The 17,190-nt window shown below is 62.5% G+C and carries 22 protein-coding genes; 13 read left to right on the plus strand and 9 right to left on the minus strand.

Going from position 1 to position 17,190, the window contains the following annotated elements:
- The first annotated feature begins 3 nt into the window (after positions 1-3).
- The 3 genes from trbG to LPC08_RS00105 are packed head-to-tail and all read left to right on the plus strand — an operon-like array spanning position 4 to position 2,428.
- Entirely contained in the window at positions 4-972 is a 969-nt protein-coding gene (gene trbG, locus LPC08_RS00095) for a P-type conjugative transfer protein TrbG (protein WP_230450753.1), read from the plus strand.
- Positions 969-2,189, plus strand: a complete 1,221-nt coding sequence (locus LPC08_RS00100; RefSeq protein ID WP_072492853.1) for a TraB/TrbI/VirB10 family type IV secretion system protein — start codon at positions 969-971, stop codon at positions 2,187-2,189. The genes trbG and LPC08_RS00100 overlap by 4 nt, the downstream gene beginning before the upstream one ends.
- A complete protein-coding gene (locus LPC08_RS00105) occupies positions 2,189-2,428 on the plus strand; it encodes a DUF2274 domain-containing protein (protein WP_081798497.1) in 240 nt (79 codons plus the stop codon). The genes LPC08_RS00100 and LPC08_RS00105 overlap by 1 nt, the downstream gene beginning before the upstream one ends.
- Here the strand turns inward: LPC08_RS00105 and LPC08_RS00110 are convergent.
- The gene (locus tag LPC08_RS00110) at positions 2,425-3,327 is read right to left on the minus strand and encodes a LysR family transcriptional regulator (protein ID WP_027297081.1); all 903 of its coding nucleotides are present in this window, start codon (positions 3,325-3,327) and stop codon (positions 2,425-2,427) included. The genes LPC08_RS00105 and LPC08_RS00110 overlap by 4 nt on opposite strands.
- Before the next feature lie 213 nt (positions 3,328-3,540).
- Between LPC08_RS00110 and LPC08_RS00115 the strand changes: the two genes are divergently transcribed.
- Together LPC08_RS00115 and LPC08_RS00120 are read left to right on the plus strand one after the other, a co-directional pair.
- A complete protein-coding gene (locus LPC08_RS00115) occupies positions 3,541-4,074 on the plus strand; it encodes a MarR family winged helix-turn-helix transcriptional regulator (protein WP_081798498.1) in 534 nt (177 codons plus the stop codon).
- 27 nt (positions 4,075-4,101) lie between these two features.
- Complete coding sequence (locus LPC08_RS00120) at positions 4,102-5,070, plus strand: YeeE/YedE thiosulfate transporter family protein (RefSeq protein WP_072492851.1); 969 nt, start codon at positions 4,102-4,104, stop codon at positions 5,068-5,070.
- On the opposite strand, the gene LPC08_RS26130 is transcribed toward LPC08_RS00120, so the two are convergent.
- From LPC08_RS26130 to gap, 5 genes are all read right to left on the minus strand, one after another.
- Complete coding sequence (locus LPC08_RS26130; protein ID WP_072492850.1) at positions 5,050-5,514, minus strand: DUF6314 family protein; 465 nt, start codon at positions 5,512-5,514, stop codon at positions 5,050-5,052. The genes LPC08_RS00120 and LPC08_RS26130 overlap by 21 nt on opposite strands.
- 11 nt (positions 5,515-5,525) lie before the next feature.
- Positions 5,526-6,032 (minus strand): YkgB family protein, encoded by a 507-nt coding sequence (locus LPC08_RS00130; RefSeq protein ID WP_027297082.1) that lies wholly within the window; start codon positions 6,030-6,032, stop codon positions 5,526-5,528.
- A 35-nt stretch (positions 6,033-6,067) separates the two neighbouring features.
- Complete coding sequence (locus tag LPC08_RS00135) at positions 6,068-6,577, minus strand: MarR family winged helix-turn-helix transcriptional regulator (protein ID WP_072492849.1); 510 nt, start codon at positions 6,575-6,577, stop codon at positions 6,068-6,070.
- 92 nt (positions 6,578-6,669) lie between these two features.
- A complete protein-coding gene (locus LPC08_RS00140; protein WP_197430705.1) occupies positions 6,670-6,891 on the minus strand; it encodes an XRE family transcriptional regulator in 222 nt (73 codons plus the stop codon).
- Between the two features lie 141 nt (positions 6,892-7,032).
- Complete coding sequence (gene gap / locus LPC08_RS00145; protein WP_037249475.1) at positions 7,033-8,040, minus strand: type I glyceraldehyde-3-phosphate dehydrogenase; 1,008 nt, start codon at positions 8,038-8,040, stop codon at positions 7,033-7,035.
- A gap of 324 nt (positions 8,041-8,364) precedes the next feature.
- On the opposite strand from gap, the gene rpiA reads away from it, so the two are divergent.
- The 5 genes from rpiA (at position 8,365) to LPC08_RS00170 (ending at position 12,292) form a co-directional block, all read left to right on the plus strand.
- Positions 8,365-9,000, plus strand: coding sequence for a ribose-5-phosphate isomerase RpiA (gene rpiA / locus LPC08_RS00150; RefSeq protein ID WP_230453149.1), 636 nt, complete (start codon positions 8,365-8,367; stop codon positions 8,998-9,000).
- A 362-nt stretch (positions 9,001-9,362) separates the two neighbouring features.
- On the plus strand, positions 9,363-9,773 hold the full coding sequence (gene tnpA / locus LPC08_RS00155; protein ID WP_073140531.1) for an IS66-like element accessory protein TnpA: 411 nt from the start codon (positions 9,363-9,365) through the stop codon (positions 9,771-9,773).
- On the plus strand, positions 9,770-10,126 hold the full coding sequence (gene tnpB / locus LPC08_RS00160; RefSeq protein WP_073140533.1) for an IS66 family insertion sequence element accessory protein TnpB: 357 nt from the start codon (positions 9,770-9,772) through the stop codon (positions 10,124-10,126). Before tnpA ends, tnpB begins: the two co-directional genes overlap by 4 nt.
- A gap of 13 nt (positions 10,127-10,139) precedes the next feature.
- On the plus strand, positions 10,140-11,714 hold the full coding sequence (tnpC, locus tag LPC08_RS00165) for an IS66 family transposase (RefSeq protein WP_073140535.1): 1,575 nt from the start codon (positions 10,140-10,142) through the stop codon (positions 11,712-11,714).
- 83 nt (positions 11,715-11,797) lie between these two features.
- Entirely contained in the window at positions 11,798-12,292 is a 495-nt protein-coding gene (locus LPC08_RS00170; protein ID WP_230450755.1) for a MarR family winged helix-turn-helix transcriptional regulator, read from the plus strand.
- Between the two features lie 20 nt (positions 12,293-12,312).
- Here LPC08_RS00170 and LPC08_RS00175 read toward each other — a convergent pair whose 3' ends face one another.
- The 3 genes from LPC08_RS00175 to LPC08_RS00185 all read right to left on the minus strand — a co-directional run bounded on the left by LPC08_RS00175 (position 12,313) and on the right by LPC08_RS00185 (position 14,942).
- Entirely contained in the window at positions 12,313-13,074 is a 762-nt protein-coding gene (locus LPC08_RS00175) for a ZIP family metal transporter (RefSeq protein WP_051544219.1), read from the minus strand.
- Between the two features lie 76 nt (positions 13,075-13,150).
- The gene (gene msrA / locus LPC08_RS00180; protein ID WP_072492901.1) at positions 13,151-13,687 is read right to left on the minus strand and encodes a peptide-methionine (S)-S-oxide reductase MsrA; all 537 of its coding nucleotides are present in this window, start codon (positions 13,685-13,687) and stop codon (positions 13,151-13,153) included.
- Between the two features lie 28 nt (positions 13,688-13,715).
- The gene (locus LPC08_RS00185; RefSeq protein WP_027297088.1) at positions 13,716-14,942 is read right to left on the minus strand and encodes a bifunctional alpha/beta hydrolase/OsmC family protein; all 1,227 of its coding nucleotides are present in this window, start codon (positions 14,940-14,942) and stop codon (positions 13,716-13,718) included.
- 226 nt (positions 14,943-15,168) lie between these two features.
- Between LPC08_RS00185 and LPC08_RS00190 the strand changes: the two genes are divergently transcribed.
- From LPC08_RS00190 to msrA (LPC08_RS00200), 3 genes are all read left to right on the plus strand, one after another.
- Entirely contained in the window at positions 15,169-16,044 is an 876-nt protein-coding gene (locus LPC08_RS00190) for a LysR family transcriptional regulator (RefSeq protein WP_140926873.1), read from the plus strand.
- A 146-nt stretch (positions 16,045-16,190) separates the two neighbouring features.
- The gene (gene msrB, locus LPC08_RS00195; RefSeq protein WP_024350804.1) at positions 16,191-16,634 is read left to right on the plus strand and encodes a peptide-methionine (R)-S-oxide reductase MsrB; all 444 of its coding nucleotides are present in this window, start codon (positions 16,191-16,193) and stop codon (positions 16,632-16,634) included.
- 1 nt (position 16,635) lies between these two features.
- The gene (msrA, locus tag LPC08_RS00200; RefSeq protein ID WP_027297090.1) at positions 16,636-17,175 is read left to right on the plus strand and encodes a peptide-methionine (S)-S-oxide reductase MsrA; all 540 of its coding nucleotides are present in this window, start codon (positions 16,636-16,638) and stop codon (positions 17,173-17,175) included.
- The last annotated feature ends 15 nt before the right edge of the window (positions 17,176-17,190 follow it).

Consider the following 17,190-nt stretch of genomic DNA (forward strand, 5'->3'; position numbering starts at 1 on the left):
CCGATGGTCCTGCTGGCGACAACTGCGCTCGCGGGCTGCGCCACCACGAACCCACCGCCCGAGATCTCCTACGACAACGCGGCTCCCGCCGTGCAGACCGTCGATCCGCCAGCGCCTGTCACCGTGGTCGAACTGCCGCGGCCGCTGCCGCTACCCGGCCAGTTGCAGCGTGTGCCGGAGACGCGACGCGCGCCCGAGCCCGCCAACCCAACGGCGCGCGTCAACCAGGCTAATGAGGCGGCCCGCGTCCAGCCGGTGCGCGACGGCTTCATCAACTCCATGCAGGTCTATCCCTGGACGCAAGGCGCGCTCTATCAGGTATATACCGCTGTCGGTCAGATCACCGACATTGCGCTTCAGCCCGGCGAACAGCTCGTCGGCGCAGGCCCTGTTGCGGCCGGGGACACGGTGCGCTGGATCATCGGCGACACCGAGAGCGGATCGGGCGCGACGCGCCAGATCCACATCCTCGTGAAGCCCACACGGGCCGACCTGATGACGAACCTGGTCATCAACACCAACATGCGCACCTATCACATGGAGTTGCGGTCGACAGAGCGAACCTACATGGCTTCAGTGTCCTGGCAGTATCCGCAGGATCAACTCATCGCGCTGCGCCGGCAGAATGCCGACGCGCAGGCCGCTCAACCGGTTGCGAGCGGTGTCGATCTCGCGAACGTCAATTTCCGCTATGCCATCGAGGGTGACCGCGCTCCTTGGCGCCCACTGCGCGCCTTCGACGACGGTCGCCAGGTCTTCATCGAGTTTCCGCGAGGCATTGGTCAGGGCGAGATGCCGCCGCTGTTCGTCGTCGGGCCCGAGGGCAACACCTCAGAACTGGTGAACTACCGCGTTCGCGGCCACCACATGATCGTCGATCGACTCTTCGCGGCGGCGGAACTGCGGTTCGGTTCCGGTCGCGAGCAGAAGCGCGTCAGGATCGTCCGAACAGACGGGAGGCCCACCTCGTGAGCGCGAACTCGCCCCCAAATGAGGAAGTGCCAGACGATGATGCACAGCCCCTGACCGGTGAGCCGGTCGGGCCAGCGCCGATGCGTCTGCGCGCCGAACCGCCCCGCGTCACTCGACTATCGCGCAAGGTCCTCGCCGGCCTTGGTCTTGTCGCCAGCGTCGGCCTCGGCGGTGCACTGCTCTACGCGCTGCAGACGCGCGACGCCGGTCGGCCCAACGACGAACTCTATTCGACCGAAAATCGCTCGACGGCTGACGGCTTGGCCGGCCTGCCGCGAGATTACAGTGGCGTGCCGCAGCTCGGTCCGCCCCTTCCCGGTGACCTCGGCCGGCCGATCCTCAGCACCCAGGATCGCAGACAGCCCGTGCCCGCACCCGGTATCGCCACGCCCAACCCCGGTATCAGCGCGGAAGAGCAACGCCGCCTTCAGGAAATCGAGACCGCACGCACCAGCCGTCTGTTTTCCGGATCGGAAAGCCGGGGCGCTCCCGCTGCAGCGGGAGCTGCCCCAGCACTCCCGTCCGCCCCGGATTTGGCGAGCCTCGGCCTCGCACCTCCGCCGGCCACCCCCTCCGCACAGGAGCGTCAGAACGCTTTCCTGAACGCAGCGACCGATCGACGGACGGTGTCGCCCGATCGCGTCGTTGCTCCAGCGTCGCCAAATGTCCTTCAGGCCGGCGCAGTTATCGCAGCAGCTCTCATAACCGGCATCCGATCCGACCTTCCGGGCCAGATCACCGCTCAGGTGACCGAAAACATCTACGACAGCCCGACAGGGCGCATTCTGCTCGTGCCACAAGGCACGCGGGTTATCGGCCAGTACGATAACAATGTGCAATTCGGTCAAAGCCGCGTCCTGCTAGTCTGGAATCGACTGATTTTCCCAAATGGCCGTTCAATAGTGCTCGAGCGCCAGCCCGGCGCAGACGTCGAAGGCTATGCCGGCCTGCAGGATGGCGTCGATTACCACTGGTGGGATCTTGCCAAGGCCGCCGGCCTCTCGACTCTTCTCGGAGTCGGCGCCGAGCTCGCCGCCGACAATGACGACCGTCTCATCCAGGCGATCCGGAATGGCGGTCAAGACACGATCAACGATGCCGGTCAGCAGATCGTCAGACGGCAACTCAACGTGGCTCCAACATTGACGATCCGACCGGGATTTCCTGTGCGTGTTGTCGTGACCCGTGATCTCGTACTCGAACCTTATGGGGGCTGATGATGTCGAAGCTCAAGCTGGGGCCGATCGCCGACCAGAAGCCGATCAAGGTTCAGGTAGAGCTGCCGGCGGCTCTCCACCAAGACCTTTCTGATTACGCGGATTTGTTGGGACGCGAACAAGGCCTGCCTGCTGTCGAGCCCGCGCGGTTGATCGTACCGATGCTGCAGCGGTTCATCGCAACCGATCGAGGTTTCTCGAAGGCTAGGCGTACGAAGACCCAGAACGCCTCCGATTAGCTGGCGCTGCTCTGCTTGAAGGCTGGCAGGACATCGAAGCACTTCAGCAGCAGCGGCAGAGCCGGATTGTCGTTATCGCTCGACGAAATCATAGCCGCCGTCGGCGCGCGCGCTGGTGTGAGCGGAACCAATGCAATATCGGGCCGATGCACGACGCTCGTTATCGTCAGCCCGAAGCCTTGCTCGACCATGGTCAGAAGTGTTTCCCTGCTGACCTGCTGGATAGATAGTTGGATCGCCTCTTCGGCAGCGCCCAGCATCCGCCGGAGAATAGCTGCGAGTTCGCGCCCGGCACCATCTGAGCGGACAAGAAAGACTTCGTCGCAAATGTCCTCCCAGGCGAGCCGCGGTCGCGACGCGAGTTGGTGTATGGGTGATAGGGCAACGAAGAGGTCGGGTTCGCACAACCGTCGAATCTGAAACGGAGGTCCCTTCGTTGCGCCCAGGCTGATCGCCGCGTCTAGCAGCCCGCGCTCCACGCCGAGGGTGTTCTGCTCTGACGTGCCTTCTTCGAGCTTCACCTCGATCGTCGGGTATCGCTGTCTAAAGGTCGCCAAGAGGTCGATTATGGGACATGCCGGAAACGCCTCGAGCATCCCGAACCTGACTAGTCCAGTCGTAGGTTTACGGACCGATCGCATCTCAGTGGCGGCCTCGCGAAGATACCTCGCTCCGACCGCAGCTTGCTGCAGAAATCGCTCTCCTTCCGGCGTCAATCCAGCGCCCGATCGCGTGCGTTTGAACAGGGAAACGCCAAGCTGCCGTTCGAGCATCTGAACGCGGCGGCTGACCGTTGATTGCGATATCGAAAGGCGGTCCGCCGCCCTGCGGAAACTACCCGCTTCGGCGACATGGATAGCATACTTAAGGTATCGAAGATCGAGCGTCAGATCAGGCATGACGCGCATTCCCCGTTCCCGGCTTCCGTTCACACGAGCAGCGCGCGACGCTCCAAAGCCTTTGCTGGAGGCCCCGCTTTTCGATCTCAGATGGGGAATCCAAGCCGAGCCCATCAGTGAGCATGACCATCTCCGAATCCGTGATAGATGTATGCGCCGGTCATACATATTCGGGCGCTTGATGTCTATGCGTGACGCATATATTCTTTCCGGATGGAGCCCGAGGCCGCCAAATATCATTTTGGTGCACTTGCGCTCGCGGTAGCTGACAGCATCGCGAGCGCATCAGCCTCGCTTTCGCCGAGCGGCCCCGCGGCTGCATTGATGGTTTTCCTTAGCTTCGAGCCGGGATTGCCTATCAGTGTCCTTGCGAGCCGGATCCGGCTTTCGCATGCGGGAACGGTCCGATTGATCGATAGGCTCGAATCCGATCACCTGGTGGAAAGGCGGCGACACACGGCGGACAAGAGGGCGCGCTTTATCCACTTGACCAATGCAGGTGTGAAAATGACCGGCGCTCTGCTCAGAGCGCGCGAACAAGTGATTGCAGCGTGTGTCTCGCCGCTGTCGCCGGCTGACCTGAACAAACTAGGCCGATTGTCCCAGCGGCTCCTTATCGCAAACGGTTACGAGAAATCTGGTGTCGAGACTATGTGGCCCGTGGTTGGCTACCCGGGACAGACACCGGCTGAAAATCCATCTCAGCCCTCCCGCCAGCTGCGCCGGCGCCCTTCGCACAAGGGCTGATGAGAAACCGAGGCAGGCTTGATATCTTTGGCATCGATCGCGTTCGACTTTCTCATATGCATACTGGCCTTCTGGTTCGGGTATTCTGCGAACCGAGGCGGCACGTGCTTGGTCGTAGCGGCTCATGAGTTGCAGCAACGGCGCCGACCAAGAATGTTCGTTGGATTTGTTGCGGCGTCTGCGGCTGCTGGCCTTATTGCGATACCGCTCGCCTGGTCGGGGACGCTGAACGCGACCCTCCCACTCTCGACGAGCGTCAACGGCCTCGTCATCATCGGCGCCATCGCCTTCGGCCTCGGCGCGCTCATAAATGACACCTGCCTGCTAGGTTCACTGGCACGGTTAGGGGATGGAGAGATGCGGTTGCTCGCCCTTCCTGCCGGACTGGCAATCGGCATCTTGGCCGCTGATCTCGGCCGGTTTGGCCCCGTCGCGACATGGCCAAGTTTTATCGCTAGGCCGAGTGTCCCAGGGGGCGCGACGCTTCTCGCCTTAGGCGTGGTGCTCGGGCTAGCGGCGATTTTCGTGTCACGGAAGACCGCACCGCAAAGAAGGCAGAACTGGGCGTTTGGCGCTTCAATGATTGGCCTCGGTATGACTGGTGGGCTTCTCTACGCTCTTTCACCAGCATGGACATTCGCTGACCTCATCCAACGCGGCCTTCCTCTTCGAATGTCGCCGACAGGCGAGGTCGCACTGGTTGCGGTCATTGCCTCTGTTGCGGGAGCAATCACGGCATCCGTGCGTCAGGGTCGCTTGCGTTTCCAGCGACCGACGCTCGCCGGCATCCTGCGGTCGATCGCCGGCGGCGCGTTGATGGGAATAGGCATCGGCCTGATACCCGGTGGCAACGACGCTTTAATCCTTGCCGCAATGCCTACGCTTTCTCCGGGTGGCATTGTCGCCTACCTCGTGATGACGACCACGATCGTTTTTGGATTCGAAGCGCGTGACAGACTGGCCAGGAGCGGCGCGTCAGGCCAGGGGAAAAAGTAGACGGTCCGGCGTCGTTCGTGACACCTTTGAGTACCGGCTCCGCAGGTCGTACGCCTTTCGTGGACCAATGACCCTGATAACTGTCTCGAAAGATCCTGCGTCGAGAATTCGGTAAAAAGCGTGATAGGCGTCGTCACCGCAGACGTGGGTGTCTGTTGCCTCGTACCCCCTATTCTTGCGCGAGAATTCAAGGTTGAGAAACAGCTTCCCGGTGTTCGGTCCGTCTGCGAACTGAACGTCTACTCGGTGGCCGACCGCGCAGTACCGATATTGCCGAGACGCTGAGAGTTCGCGGCCATCCCGAAGCCGAAGTATCCCGCTTTCTCGATAGGTGAGCGCGGATTCACCTGTCGAAGCGAAATCCGCGTCGCCAATCAGTTGTTCGCCCGTCGGATCGACGTTGCGACGAAGCGCCCACTCTCCACGGAGCGTGTCCAAGACCATCGTGCCTATGCTCACGACCGATCGGTGGTCATCGGCCCCAGGCGCTCATTTTTGGGTTGGACCGACGCAAGCAGCAGCACAAGTGATGCCGCCAGCAAGACTGCGTCCTTCAGCAGAAACTGGCCAGGAGCGGCAGATATCGCAGGAAAGCCTCCGGCGGTCGGCTCCCCGACCCCAGGCGTCGTAAAAAAGAAGGTTAGGGTGATGAAGTAGGTCGCCGCCGACATGAGCGCGCCAAGCGCTGAGAAGGATGCGCGGAAAGCCCCTAAGGCCAGCACGACTGCGGTCGACAGCTCGATGACGCCGACAAAGTAACTTTGGCCCTGTACCCCGAACATACCCAGCCAACTCATGATCGGACTATGGCCGATGAAGGGGGCGATGCCATCGGCCTCGTAGGCCGTGAATTTCATCGCGCCGAACCAAGAGAAAACGATCACGAGCGCCCATCTCAACAGCGCCAGTTCCTTCCGACTGCGCTCGGGCACAAGCAATTCATACCGATCGAAAATACTCATATCGAACTCCTCAAAAGGGGATGATCGTCAGGGCGTCACGGACGATGGTGGCCGACTGGGCAATCGGTACAGCGGGCCTGATCGCACAGACGACAGGTTGCCAAGCCGCCGTGGGGGTCCGAGAACAGCGACGACAGGATGTTGTCCGCGGCCCGCTCCAGCACGACGCGATCGTCAGCCGACACTTTGCTCAGCAGCTCGGACACCGCCGCGTTCCGCAGACCTAGCAGCTTGGCCCGCTCCACCTGACCACGCGAGGTCAGCGAGACATGAACTACCCGGCGGTCAGAGGGCGATGGCGATTTCGCCACCAGGCCTTGCTCGCCTAGCCTCTCGACGACGCGAACTGCACCTGCATGCGAAAGCCGGAGAGTTTGCCGTACCTGGCCGATCGACATTCCTGGCGCGTGACCGATCGCGATCAAAGCCGCGGCCGTCTCGCCCCCCGCATTGAATGCTTCAGCGATCGCCAAGCGCACGCGGTCAGACACCGCTTGAGACAGCGCGCCAAAGATGTTGATCAAGCGATCCGAGGGGTCATCCATCGCCGCGACTCACGCAATATATGCGTCGCGCATACAATATCTGTGGGCCGGTGTCGAGCCTCGTGCCGGAGTACAAGCGTTCGCTGGAAGGCTTAGACGTCGTCGGTGCCTACCGGCCCACCTTCGCCCTCCATCCGATTGATCGCACGCACATCCTTGGCGTTGAACTTGAGCCTCACGCCGAGCCCTCCACTATTGTCCTCGCCGATGAAGACCGCGCCGCCGCGTTCGAGCGCGTCCCGCAGCCGCGTCAGATCCGAGGCTGCAAACACGCTGGCGCCGGCTTCGAATTGAGCTAGCGCCTCTTCCTCCAAGCCTGCGATCTTGGCGACATGTGATCGCGGCCACTGAATGAGCGCTCTCGCTGCACGTGCTAGTGGCCCATTCATGTTCAATGCCTCCGTTTCGCGAACGCATCTTGTCGCCAAGATCCGACTTTTCCCGCAACCGATCCGCTAGATGAGCTTCGCCATCACCACGGCGACATCCGCCATGCGTGTCGCAAAGCTCCACTCGTTGTCGTACCAAGCAAGCACGCGAACCATCCGGCCATCGACGACATCGGTCTGGGGTAGCGCGACGATCGAGGATTCGGTCCGGTGGGTCAGATCCACAGACACCAATGGCTCTGTCGTGTAAGCGAGCACCCCACTCATAGGACCACTCGCAGCCTGACGAATGGCGTCGTTCACTTCGTCGATCGTGACCTCCCGGGATGCGGAAATAGCGAGATCGACGACCGATACGTTCGGCGTTGGCACGCGGATTGACGAGCCATGGAGCTTGCCTTTCAGTTCTGGCAGCACGCGTCCGATTGCGTTCGCGGCTCCGGTCGAGGTTGGGATCATCGACAGCGCGGCTGCCCGTGCGCGGTAGAGATCCTTATGCACCGTATCTAGCGTCGGTTGGTCACCGGTATAGGCGTGAACCGTGGTCATGTAGCCCCGCTCAATGCCACATAGATCGTTCAGGATCTTCGCGACGGGGGCGAGGACATTCGTGGTGCATGAGCCATTCGATACGACGACATCATCGGTTGTCAGCGTTTCGTGATTGACCTTGAAGACGATCGTCTTGTCTGCCCCCTCGCTGGGCGCGGAGACGAGCACGCGCTTTGCTCCCGCACGGATGTGCGATTCAGCCTTCTCCCTGGAGGTAAACAGACCTGTGCATTCGAGCGCTACGTCCACTCCAAGCTCATCATGCGGAAGCTTTGATGGATCGCGCTCTGAAGATACTTGGATTTTACCAGACCCGACGTCGATCCAGTCTTCGCCGGTGGCTATTGATCCTTGAAAGGGGCCGTGAACTGAATCGTATTTCAGGAGGTGCGCCAACGTAGCAACCGGCCCGAGGTCGTTGATCGCAACCACCTCGATGTCCTCACGCCGTAGTTCGACGATCGACCTTAAAGCTAGTCGTCCGATCCGACCGAAACCGTTGATTGCGACCTTGACCGTCATGCCTGTGTCCCCTGGTTCGCCGAGATAGTTACGGCATATGCACTTCGCTCAGTGCCGACTGGCACCCGGAGGTGCACTCCGGCAGCGAAAGCTTGCCGATCAGACCATCCGCATTATGTATGCGTCACGCATAGACCTATCCGTCTGCAGGCTGTAGGTCAACGAGGCAATGTCGGCATCGAGGATCAGATTTGCGCTGCCCAGTTTCACAATCGACCTGGTGAAGGCACGCATACCGGCGAGATGAAGTGGCGTTAGATGTTTTCCCAAGAAGCAGAGAAGAGGCTGGCTGCGGCCAGAGCAGTCGACGAGATCGAAGATGGCATGTTCGTTGGCCTTGGGACCGGAAGCACAACAGCCTATGCCATTAAGAGCCTGAGCGACCGCATTCGGCAGGGCCTTCGCATCACCGCTGTCGCCACCTCCCGAGCGACCGAAATGTTCGCTCGTCGTCTCGCGGTGCCGCTCGTTCCTTTTGAGCAGTTCAGTTCGGTAGACCTCACGATCGACGGCGCTGACGAGATCGACTGCCACTTTCAGGCGATCAAAGGCGGCGGCGGCGCCTTGCTCCGAGAGAAGGTCGTGGCCGCCGCTTCTAGCCGGATGATCGTGATCGTAGACGCTAGCAAAGTCGTTCGACGACTCGGCGAGTTTCCTCTGCCGGTCGAAGTCGTGCCCTTCGCGAGCGAGTTCGTTCGAACGCATCTTGCCAAGCTCGGAGCCAGTGTGACGCTTCGCTCGGTCGGCGGAGAACCATTCATCACAGACCAGAGCAATCACATCTTGGATGCAGCCTTCGGCAAGGCCCTTCGGCCGATCGAGATCGCCGGAGCGATCGATGCCATCCCCGGCGTCATGGAGCACGGCTTGTTTCTTAGCGAGATTGACACTGTGGTGGTCGGACGCGGTGAGACGGTCGAGGTGCATCTCAGAAAGCAAGCCCCCGGATCCCTCCGTTAGGTGCCGACGAGGGGTGGCACCTGGCGCAGGCGTGATGTGATTCGGCCGTCAGGCAGCCGAAATCACGACAGCCCACCCCGATCCATAGCCGCCAGGTATCGCCATTTTGTGTGACCCGACGATCGAAGTCCTGTATTTCAATCTTCCGCGCCATCCGCAGCGTATCCTAAACCACTGTAAAGGCGCGCCTTTCGGTTTGCCACAATCCCCCAGCGCCGCAGGGGTATGGCTTGCTGTCTATGCTTCGCGCACATATAGATGGGGCAATGGATGGACCGTAAGCGTGGCCACGAGGCCCGTCTTCCGGCGCGGTTGGTGGATGTGCTGGGTCGGCTTGGAGCAGGGAGCTTCGGGCCGACATTATGGTCGACATTAGTGGTGACGCGAAGGACGGCGGATATCGGCGTGTCGAGGTTCTGACCGGACCTGGCCGTCGGCGGAAGTGGTCGGACGACGACAAGGCACGGATCGTAGCGGAGACGCTGCGGCCCGGCACGGTGGTGGCCGAGGTGGCACGACGCTGGCAGGTCAGTTCGCAGCAGGTGTTCACGTGGCGGCGGGAGATGCGGCGTGCTGCGGTGGCGCCGCTGAGCTTTGTGCCGATCGTGCCGGCGCCGTCGATGCCTGTGCCCGAGCCGACAACAGTCTCGTCGGCAGGTTCCTCGCCACCGATCGAGGTGGAACTGGCGGGAGCGGTGCTGCACGTGGTGCCTGGCACAGATGTGGACCTGCTGACGATGGTGCTGCGGGCGATCCGGACATCGGCGGCATGATCGCGCCCCCGGCTGGCGCGCGGATCCTGCTGGCGACGAAGCCGGTCGACTTCCGCAAGGGCGCGCACAGCCTGGCGGCGCTGGCCGCCGAGGTGCTGGGCGCAGATCCGTTCTCCGGGGCGGTGCTGGTGTTCCGTTCGCGCCGTGCCGACCGGATCAAGATCCTCCTCTGGGACGGCGGCGGCCTGGTCCTGGTCTGGAAGCAATTGGAGGGAGGCGCGTTCCGCTGGCCGCCGGTGGTGGACGGCGTGCTGCGTCTGACGCCGGTGGAGTTCGCCGCGCTGTTCGACGGGATCGATTGGCGGCGCGTGCAAACGCTGCGGGAGATTCCCACGCCGAGCGCGCCGGCATAGAATCCGCGGCACGATGCGCGCCGCGGGAGACGACAGGCCGACACTGCCGGAGGACCCCGCAGCCCTGCGCGCGCTTCTGCTCGAGACGCTGGTCGAGGTCGACACGCTGGTCGCCGAGCGTGATGCGCTGACGGCGCAGAACGAGCGCCTCCAGCACCTGCTGCTGAAGCTGAAGCGCCGGCAGTTCGGGCAGAAATCCGAGAGGCTCCCCGAGGAGCAACTGCTGTTCGCCTTCGAGGAGATCGAGGCGACGCTGGCCGGGAACGCGGCCGAGGCCGGCAAGGCCTCTCCGGCGCTGCGCGACCAGCACAAGAAGCGCCGCCGGGCAGGCCGGGGCCGACTGCCGGCGCACCTGCCGCGCATCGAGCAGGTGCTGGCGCCCGAGGCGACGGTGTGCCCCTGCTGCCAGGGCCCGCTGGTCGAGATCGGCACCGATGCCGCCGAGCGGCTCGACGTGATCCCGGCGCGGTTCCGCGTCCTCGTCACGAAGCGGCCGAAGCTGGCCTGCCGGGCCTGCGCCGGCGTGGTGCTGCAGGCGCCCGCGCCGGCCCGCCTGATCGAGGGCGGGGTGCCGACCGAGGCAACGGTCGCCCACGTGCTGGTCTCTCGCTACGCCGACCATCTGCCCCTTTACCGCCAGGCGCAGATCCTGGCGCGGCAGGGGATCGAGATCGGCCGCGAGGTGCTGGCCGACTGGACCGGCACGGGGGCGCTGGAGATCATCCCGGTGGTCCGGCGCATGCGGGAGATCCTGCTGGCCTCCTCGCGGCTGTTCGCCGACGAGACCACGATGCCGGTCCTCGACCCTGGACGTGGCAAGACCAAGAAGGGCTATGCCTGGGCGATCGCGCGCGACGACCGGCCCTGGGGCGGGACGGACCCGCCGGCGGTGGTGTTCCACTACGCGCCGGGCCGCGGCGCCGAGCACGCGAAGGCACTGCTGGGCGGCTATCGCGGCATCCTCCAGTGCGACGGCTACGGCGCTTACAAGACGCTCGCCGCGGCGAGCGAGGGCATCACGCTGGCATTCTGCTGGTCGCACCTGCGCCGGCAGTTCATCGAGCTAGCCAAGGGCAAGACCGCGCCGATCGCCACCGAGACGCTGCAGAGGATTGCCGCCCTCTACGCGGTCGAGGCGGAACTGCGCGGCAAGCCGCCCGACATCCGCCGCGCCGTCCGCCAGGAACGAAGCCGCCCCCTTGTCGAGGACCTGTTCGCCTGGTTCTCGGCGCACCTCGCGCGGCTGCCGGGCAGCAGTCCGACGGCAGAGGCCATCCGCTACGCGCTGAACCATCGCGACGGCCTGATGCGGGTCCTCAAGGACGGTCGGATCGAGCTGGACACGAACACGGTGGAGCGCGCCATCCGACCGATCTGCCTCAGCCGCAAGAATGCGCTCTTTGCCTCCGGCGACGATGGCGGGGCCAGATGGGCGGCCGTGGCCTCGTTGGTGGAGACCTGCAAGCTCAACAGCGTCGACCCGCAGCGCTACCTCACCACAGTGCTGACGCGCCTGGTCAACGGCTGGCCCAACAGCCGCATCGACGAGCTCATGCCATGGCACTGCGCGGCCGACGAAAACAGCTGACGATCAAGCAAAGGCCGCAAGGGTCCGTAGACCTCGCTTACGATGGACCTCGAGATCGAAATATCTTTGGGGCGTTCGCACTCATGATCAGCGACGACATCGTTCGCGCTAGTTCATCGCGGGCGCCAGAAGCTGGACCCGCCGCCTCGGCGCTTGCGTTGATTGCCCATAAGCCAGGGCTATCGATCCGCATGCTGTCAGTTGGGGTGGGACTTTCCCATGCCGCGACCGTCCGCTTGGTGGACCGTTTGTCGACGGAGGGATTGGTCGAGCGGCGTGAGCATTCGACTGACGGGCGCACGCGGTCCCTCCATCTTACAGAGGCTGGCAAGGTCGCGAGCGATGCGGTCTTGGCGTCGCGCGACAAGGTGATCGCTGAGGGACTATCGATCCTCACCCCTACCGAGTTGGACGCCCTTTACAGCATTGCTGAACGCGTGCTGCGCGACCGCTTGGAAAACCTCGAGCATTCCTACCGCATCTGCCGTTTGTGCTGTTACGAGGGCTGCACGAATTGCCCGATCGATGCCGAATTGCACGAGCGCGGGGTAGATCGCGAGAACGGCGGCGAGGCTTAGGGCTCCGGAATTCGCAGGTTTCAGTGTTGAGCGATGAGATACGCCGCCAGGAACCCCACGACCGTGATCAGACCTATGAACGGCGGCGCCTTCTCGAAAGCCTCGGGGATCATGGCCTCCGCCAGCATCGCTATGACCGCGCCAGCTGCGAACGACAGAATGGCAGGGGCTTGAGTGGACGCCGAGCCGAGCAGAAGGTTTCCCGTACCGGCGGCGATGCAAACAAGTAGCGGAATACCGATCCAGACCGCGTAGATATAGCTTCGCGATCGGCCCGCGACCTTCATTCCGGAAGTGCTCGATAGACCCTGTGGCACATTAGCCAAAAAGAAGCCTGCCACTACTGCAAGGCTGATCTTGCCTCCGCCAGCCACGGACATCCCAATCACGAGGGCCTCTGGAATGCCGTCGAGAACGCTGCCGAGCGCAATCGCAGCACCGCTGCCGCGGTGCTCCTGTTCAGTGGCCTGCTCGGTGCATTCACCGCATCGCTTTCGATGCTTCGCGCCCCGCCGAGAGAGAAACCAGTTTGTGCCGCTGAAGATTGCGGCCCCTGCGAGCAGCGCAAAGATCGCCAAGGGTCCCATGCCAGCCGACACGCGATCACCTATGAGTTCGGTAGCGACCACGGCAATCAACACACCACCACCGAAGCCCATCACCGCTGAGATCATGCGGTGAGTGAGTCGCCCGTACAGCACGTCCGCAAGTACCGCCCCCACCAGAAGTCCGCTTCCTGACAAAAGCCCCCACAAGCCGGCGATTGCGTATTCGGGTATCATCGCAAGAACCCGGCTGACCTAGCGACGCGGGGCGAGCGCCATCGCGTGCGTATCGTTGATGACCGTCCCTGCGTGCTCATCGTTTCGCTCGGTCCAGTCGCCAGGCCGGTCGCTCGAAGTGGCAGCTATAGCCGCCGGGTCGACGCTGGAGGTACTGCTGATGCTCTGGCTCGGCCTCCCAGAACGGCTCTTCCGGGTTGATCTCTGACACGACAGGTCCCGGCCAGCGACCCGACGCTTCGATCTCGGCGATTGTCTCCAGAGCAACGTCCATCTGCTTTTCGGACGTGTAGAAAATCGCGGACCGATAGCTTGGTCCGACGTCGCTACCTTGTTGCTCGTATGTCGTCGGATCGTGGATTTGGAAGAAGAGTTCCAGGAGAGCACGATACGTCAGTATCGAAGGATCAAACGTGACCTCCACCGCTTCCGCATGACCATGGTGTCTCGTGTAAGTCGGGTCCGGCAGTTCGCCGCCGATGTAGCCCACACGCGTCGTCACGACGCCCTTCGCGCGGCGAAGTAAATCTTCGAGGCCCCAAAAACATCCACCCGCAAGTATCGCTCGCTCGGTTCGTGTCGGCGTTTGGTCAGTAGTGGGCAGACTCTGCATCCGATCAACCTCCGCTATGTGCACCACATCAGATCGCCGGCGCCGCACCTGCAGGCTGCGCATTGTTCGAAAGTTGGGTCTGCACATCCGAGCCTCGGACGAGTGTCAGGTCGACCGGACACCGATCCGCGATTTCCAGTATGCGCGCCCGCTGTTCATCGTTGAGCGGCCCGTCGAGAAAGACGGTGCGCGTGAAGCGGTCGGGAGGCACCATGTCCGCCACTTTCTCGTGTCGCACGGTCGTCGTCGCTCGCTCCAGCGGAAAGCCTTTGCGGTTCGCGTAAAGACGCATTGTCATCACCGTGCAGGCGGCCAGTCCGGCCGACACCAGTTCGTAAGGAGACAGCCCGCTGCCGAGACCTCCGACCGATTCTGGTTCATCGGCGAACAGCGTGTGCCCGCCACTACGGACCGTGAGTTGGAACTTCCCCGCCAACGTTTCCGACGCCACGACTCCATTCGCTAACTCGACTTGTGGAAGGTCCGCCGCGAGCGGCGGCAGGAAGCGGCTTGCCCACGCTGCGACCATAGCTGAGACGTAATTCGCATCTTCGACATCGGTGAGAAGGTGATCGGCCGTGTCGAGCGAAACAAAGCTCTTGGGATGGCGCGACGCGACGAAGATGCGCGAGGCGTGCTCGATACCCACGACTTGATCCACCGGTGAATGCATCACAAGCACCGGACGTCGAAGGGCAGCGATAGACCTCTCGATGTCCACTTCGTCGACCGTTTCCAGGAAACTGCGGCGGATCAGGAAGGGCCTGCCAGCAATCTCCACAGATGCCTCGCCCTCGCTCGCTATCGCGTCTAGGTCGGCAGGTTGAAAGACGCGCAATATATGCTGAAGGTCAGCCGGGGCGCCGATCGTCACTACCGCCGCGATATCCGGCAAGTCGGCGGCGGCTACGATCGCAGCCGTGCCACCCAGGCTGTGTCCGACAAGGAGGGAGGGCGCCTTACCGGCGACAGCCATGGCCTCCGCGGCGGCCTTAAGATCATCGACGTCGGAAGCGAAGCTTATCGCCTCATCCGCAGAACTCTCGATCCCTGTGCCGGCGAAGTCGAACCGCAAGACGCCGATGCCAGCCCGCGAGAGGGCGCGTGCGATGTACACGGCGGCGCGGCTGTCTTTCCCGCAAGTGAAGCAATGGGCGAAAATAGCCCAGCCGCGAGGCGTACCTTCGGGCGCCTCCAAATACCCGGTTAGATCAGAGCCTCCACCACCGGGAAACGTGAACGGTGTTCCTGTCATAAGCGTCGAGCCTCCCACGGCGACTTAGTGGGTGCACCGGAACCCTTGGGCCCTGGCGGAAGCGCCATCAGGCCCGGACTAGCCGTCCAAGACATTCTTTTTATATGCGTGGTGCATATAGACAAGCCCCTAAAGCGTGATTATATGCGTCGCGCATACTTCTGGTGGCGGTCGAAAAGACCGGTCCTGGAAGCGGCATCAGTCAGGGCGCGCAGGCCGAAGGGCTATGGAACTCAATCAGGTCAGCTATTTCATCAACTTGGCCGAGACGCTGAATTTTACAGCAGCGGCGCGGTTGAGCGGTGTGTCCCAGCCAAGTCTGACACGCGCGATCCGCCGCTTGGAGGAAGAACTCGGCGGTCCGCTCATTTATCGCGATGGGAAGAACAGCCGTCTCACCGGCCTTGGCCAGGACGTGGAGGCTGAGTTTCGGCGCATGTTAGTCGCGATGAAAAGTGTTCGGCATCATTCTGAGAACTGGGCCATGGGAAGGCACCGGGTCTTGGACGTAGCCGTCGCTCCGACCGTCGGGCCGAAGCTTTTCACGACTTTTTTCGAGAGCGCGTTGGCCGAGGTGCCATCGATCGAGATCAAGATGCATTCGCTTGGGGCGAGTGAAGACACATCGGAGGTGCTGTCGGGCAAGTATCACGCATGCATCCTGCCACGCGAGACGCGGCCGGACCGCAAGCTTGATGTGCGACCTCTGTTCCGCGAGCGCTTCGTGCTCGGCTGTTCCGCAAAGCACCCGCTCGCGGCGAGCGATATCGTGCGCGGCGAGGACCTGTTGGAGTTCCCGTTCGTCGATCGTCTGAAGTGTGAGTTTCGCGAGCAGATCCTAGACCATTTCGCACGACGGGAGGTGCTGATGCGACCGCGCTTCCGGTCCGATCGTGACGATTGGGTGCAACGGGTCGTCGCCGAAGGCGAGGCCATATGCATCCTTCCGGAGCGGTCGGCTACAGCCCAAGGTCTGGTTACCCGCCCTATCGACGGGTTCGTCCTCGAACGAGAGGTCGTGATCGCGACGGTCTCCGGCTCCACGGTGCCGGTTGAGATCCGAAAGATCGCGCAGCTGGCGGCCAGATACGCGTGGAACTGAACACCGCTGACACAGCGGAGCTATCGAAACTATACGCACAGCGTATTGGATAAATATATTTGGCACTGCGATAGTCGAGGCGACCGTCAAGCAAGATAAGATGTCCGTAATGTGCCTGGCCCTGTAACCAAGTATTGGAGACGATCATGAAGTTTGAAAAGTCTCAGGCAGCGATCGACCGCCTGACCCCCGAGCAACGCCGGATCACTCAGGAAGACGGCACGGAGCGGGCCTTCACCGGTGAATACAACGACAACAAGGAACCGGGCATCTACGTCGATGTCGTGTCCGGCGAGCCGCTTTTCGCATCGACGGACAAGTTCGAGTCGAAATCCGGCTGGCCCAGCTTCACCAAGCCTATCGTCCCCGCGCACGTGAACGAGGTGCGGGACAGTTCTCACGGCATGGTCCGGACGGAAGTTCGATCGGTCCATGGCGACAGCCATCTCGGCCACGTGTTCCCCGACGGTCCGGCCGACCGTGGCGGACTGCGGTATTGCATCAACTCGGCCGCCCTTCGCTTCATCCCGCGCGATGAGATGGAAGCCGAGGGCTACGGCGAGTATCTCGATCAGGTGGAGGAGGCGTAACATGCATCAGCGCGCTGTTCTCGCAGGCGGATGTTTTTGGGGCATGCAGGATCTGATCCGCAAGCAGCCCGGCATCGTGTCGACCCGCGTCGGATACACCGGTGGCGACGTCCCGAACGCCACCTATCGCAATCACGGCACTCACGCTGAAGGGATCGAGATCATTTTCGACCCGGCAGCGACAAGCTACCGCAACATCCTCGAATACTTCTTCCAGATCCACGACCCGACGACGAAAGATCGGCAAGGCAACGATCGCGGCCTCTCCTATCGATCAGGCATCTACTATGTCGACGAGGAGCAGAAACGGGTCGCCGAGGAGACGATCGCCGACGTCGACGCCTCCGGACTGTGGGACGGAAAAGTCGTCACCGAAGTCGAGCCCGTCGGCGATTTCTGGGAAGCGGAGCCGGAGCACCAAGACTATCTCGAGAAGCGCCCGGGCGGTTACACGTGCCATTTCCCGCGCGCGAATTGGGTGCTCCCCAAGCGTGACGACGCTGGTGCTACCCAGCCTACCACCGGAGCGGCAGCTGAATAGCTGCAGCGCCTATCG

Origin of the sequence: Roseomonas sp. OT10 (genome assembly GCF_020991085.1) — a bacterium.
Taxonomy (GTDB): Bacteria; Pseudomonadota; Alphaproteobacteria; order Acetobacterales; family Acetobacteraceae; genus Roseomonas; species Roseomonas cutis.

Coding starts and splice junctions, on each gene's coding strand:
- gap (WP_037249475.1), bottom strand. CDS start 8,040: ATGACGGTCAAGGTCGCAATCAACGGTTTCGGTCGGATCGGACGACTA.
- LPC08_RS00105 (WP_081798497.1), top strand. CDS start 2,189: ATGATGTCGAAGCTCAAGCTGGGGCCGATCGCCGACCAGAAGCCGATC.
- LPC08_RS00110 (WP_027297081.1), bottom strand. CDS start 3,327: ATGCCTGATCTGACGCTCGATCTTCGATACCTTAAGTATGCTATCCAT.
- tnpA (WP_073140531.1), top strand. CDS start 9,363: ATGGTCGACATTAGTGGTGACGCGAAGGACGGCGGATATCGGCGTGTC.
- LPC08_RS00130 (WP_027297082.1), bottom strand. CDS start 6,032: ATGAGTATTTTCGATCGGTATGAATTGCTTGTGCCCGAGCGCAGTCGG.
- LPC08_RS00170 (WP_230450755.1), top strand. CDS start 11,798: ATGATCAGCGACGACATCGTTCGCGCTAGTTCATCGCGGGCGCCAGAA.
- msrA (WP_072492901.1), bottom strand. CDS start 13,687: ATGCAGAGTCTGCCCACTACTGACCAAACGCCGACACGAACCGAGCGA.
- LPC08_RS00185 (WP_027297088.1), bottom strand. CDS start 14,942: ATGACAGGAACACCGTTCACGTTTCCCGGTGGTGGAGGCTCTGATCTA.
- LPC08_RS00135 (WP_072492849.1), bottom strand. CDS start 6,577: ATGGATGACCCCTCGGATCGCTTGATCAACATCTTTGGCGCGCTGTCT.
- LPC08_RS00190 (WP_140926873.1), top strand. CDS start 15,169: ATGGAACTCAATCAGGTCAGCTATTTCATCAACTTGGCCGAGACGCTG.
- msrA (WP_027297090.1), top strand. CDS start 16,636: ATGCATCAGCGCGCTGTTCTCGCAGGCGGATGTTTTTGGGGCATGCAG.
- tnpB (WP_073140533.1), top strand. CDS start 9,770: ATGATCGCGCCCCCGGCTGGCGCGCGGATCCTGCTGGCGACGAAGCCG.
- LPC08_RS00115 (WP_081798498.1), top strand. CDS start 3,541: ATGGAGCCCGAGGCCGCCAAATATCATTTTGGTGCACTTGCGCTCGCG.
- trbG (WP_230450753.1), top strand. CDS start 4: ATGGTCCTGCTGGCGACAACTGCGCTCGCGGGCTGCGCCACCACGAAC.
- LPC08_RS00175 (WP_051544219.1), bottom strand. CDS start 13,074: ATGATACCCGAATACGCAATCGCCGGCTTGTGGGGGCTTTTGTCAGGA.
- rpiA (WP_230453149.1), top strand. CDS start 8,365: ATGTTCGTTGGCCTTGGGACCGGAAGCACAACAGCCTATGCCATTAAG.
- msrB (WP_024350804.1), top strand. CDS start 16,191: ATGAAGTTTGAAAAGTCTCAGGCAGCGATCGACCGCCTGACCCCCGAG.
- tnpC (WP_073140535.1), top strand. CDS start 10,140: ATGCGCGCCGCGGGAGACGACAGGCCGACACTGCCGGAGGACCCCGCA.
- LPC08_RS26130 (WP_072492850.1), bottom strand. CDS start 5,514: ATGGTCTTGGACACGCTCCGTGGAGAGTGGGCGCTTCGTCGCAACGTC.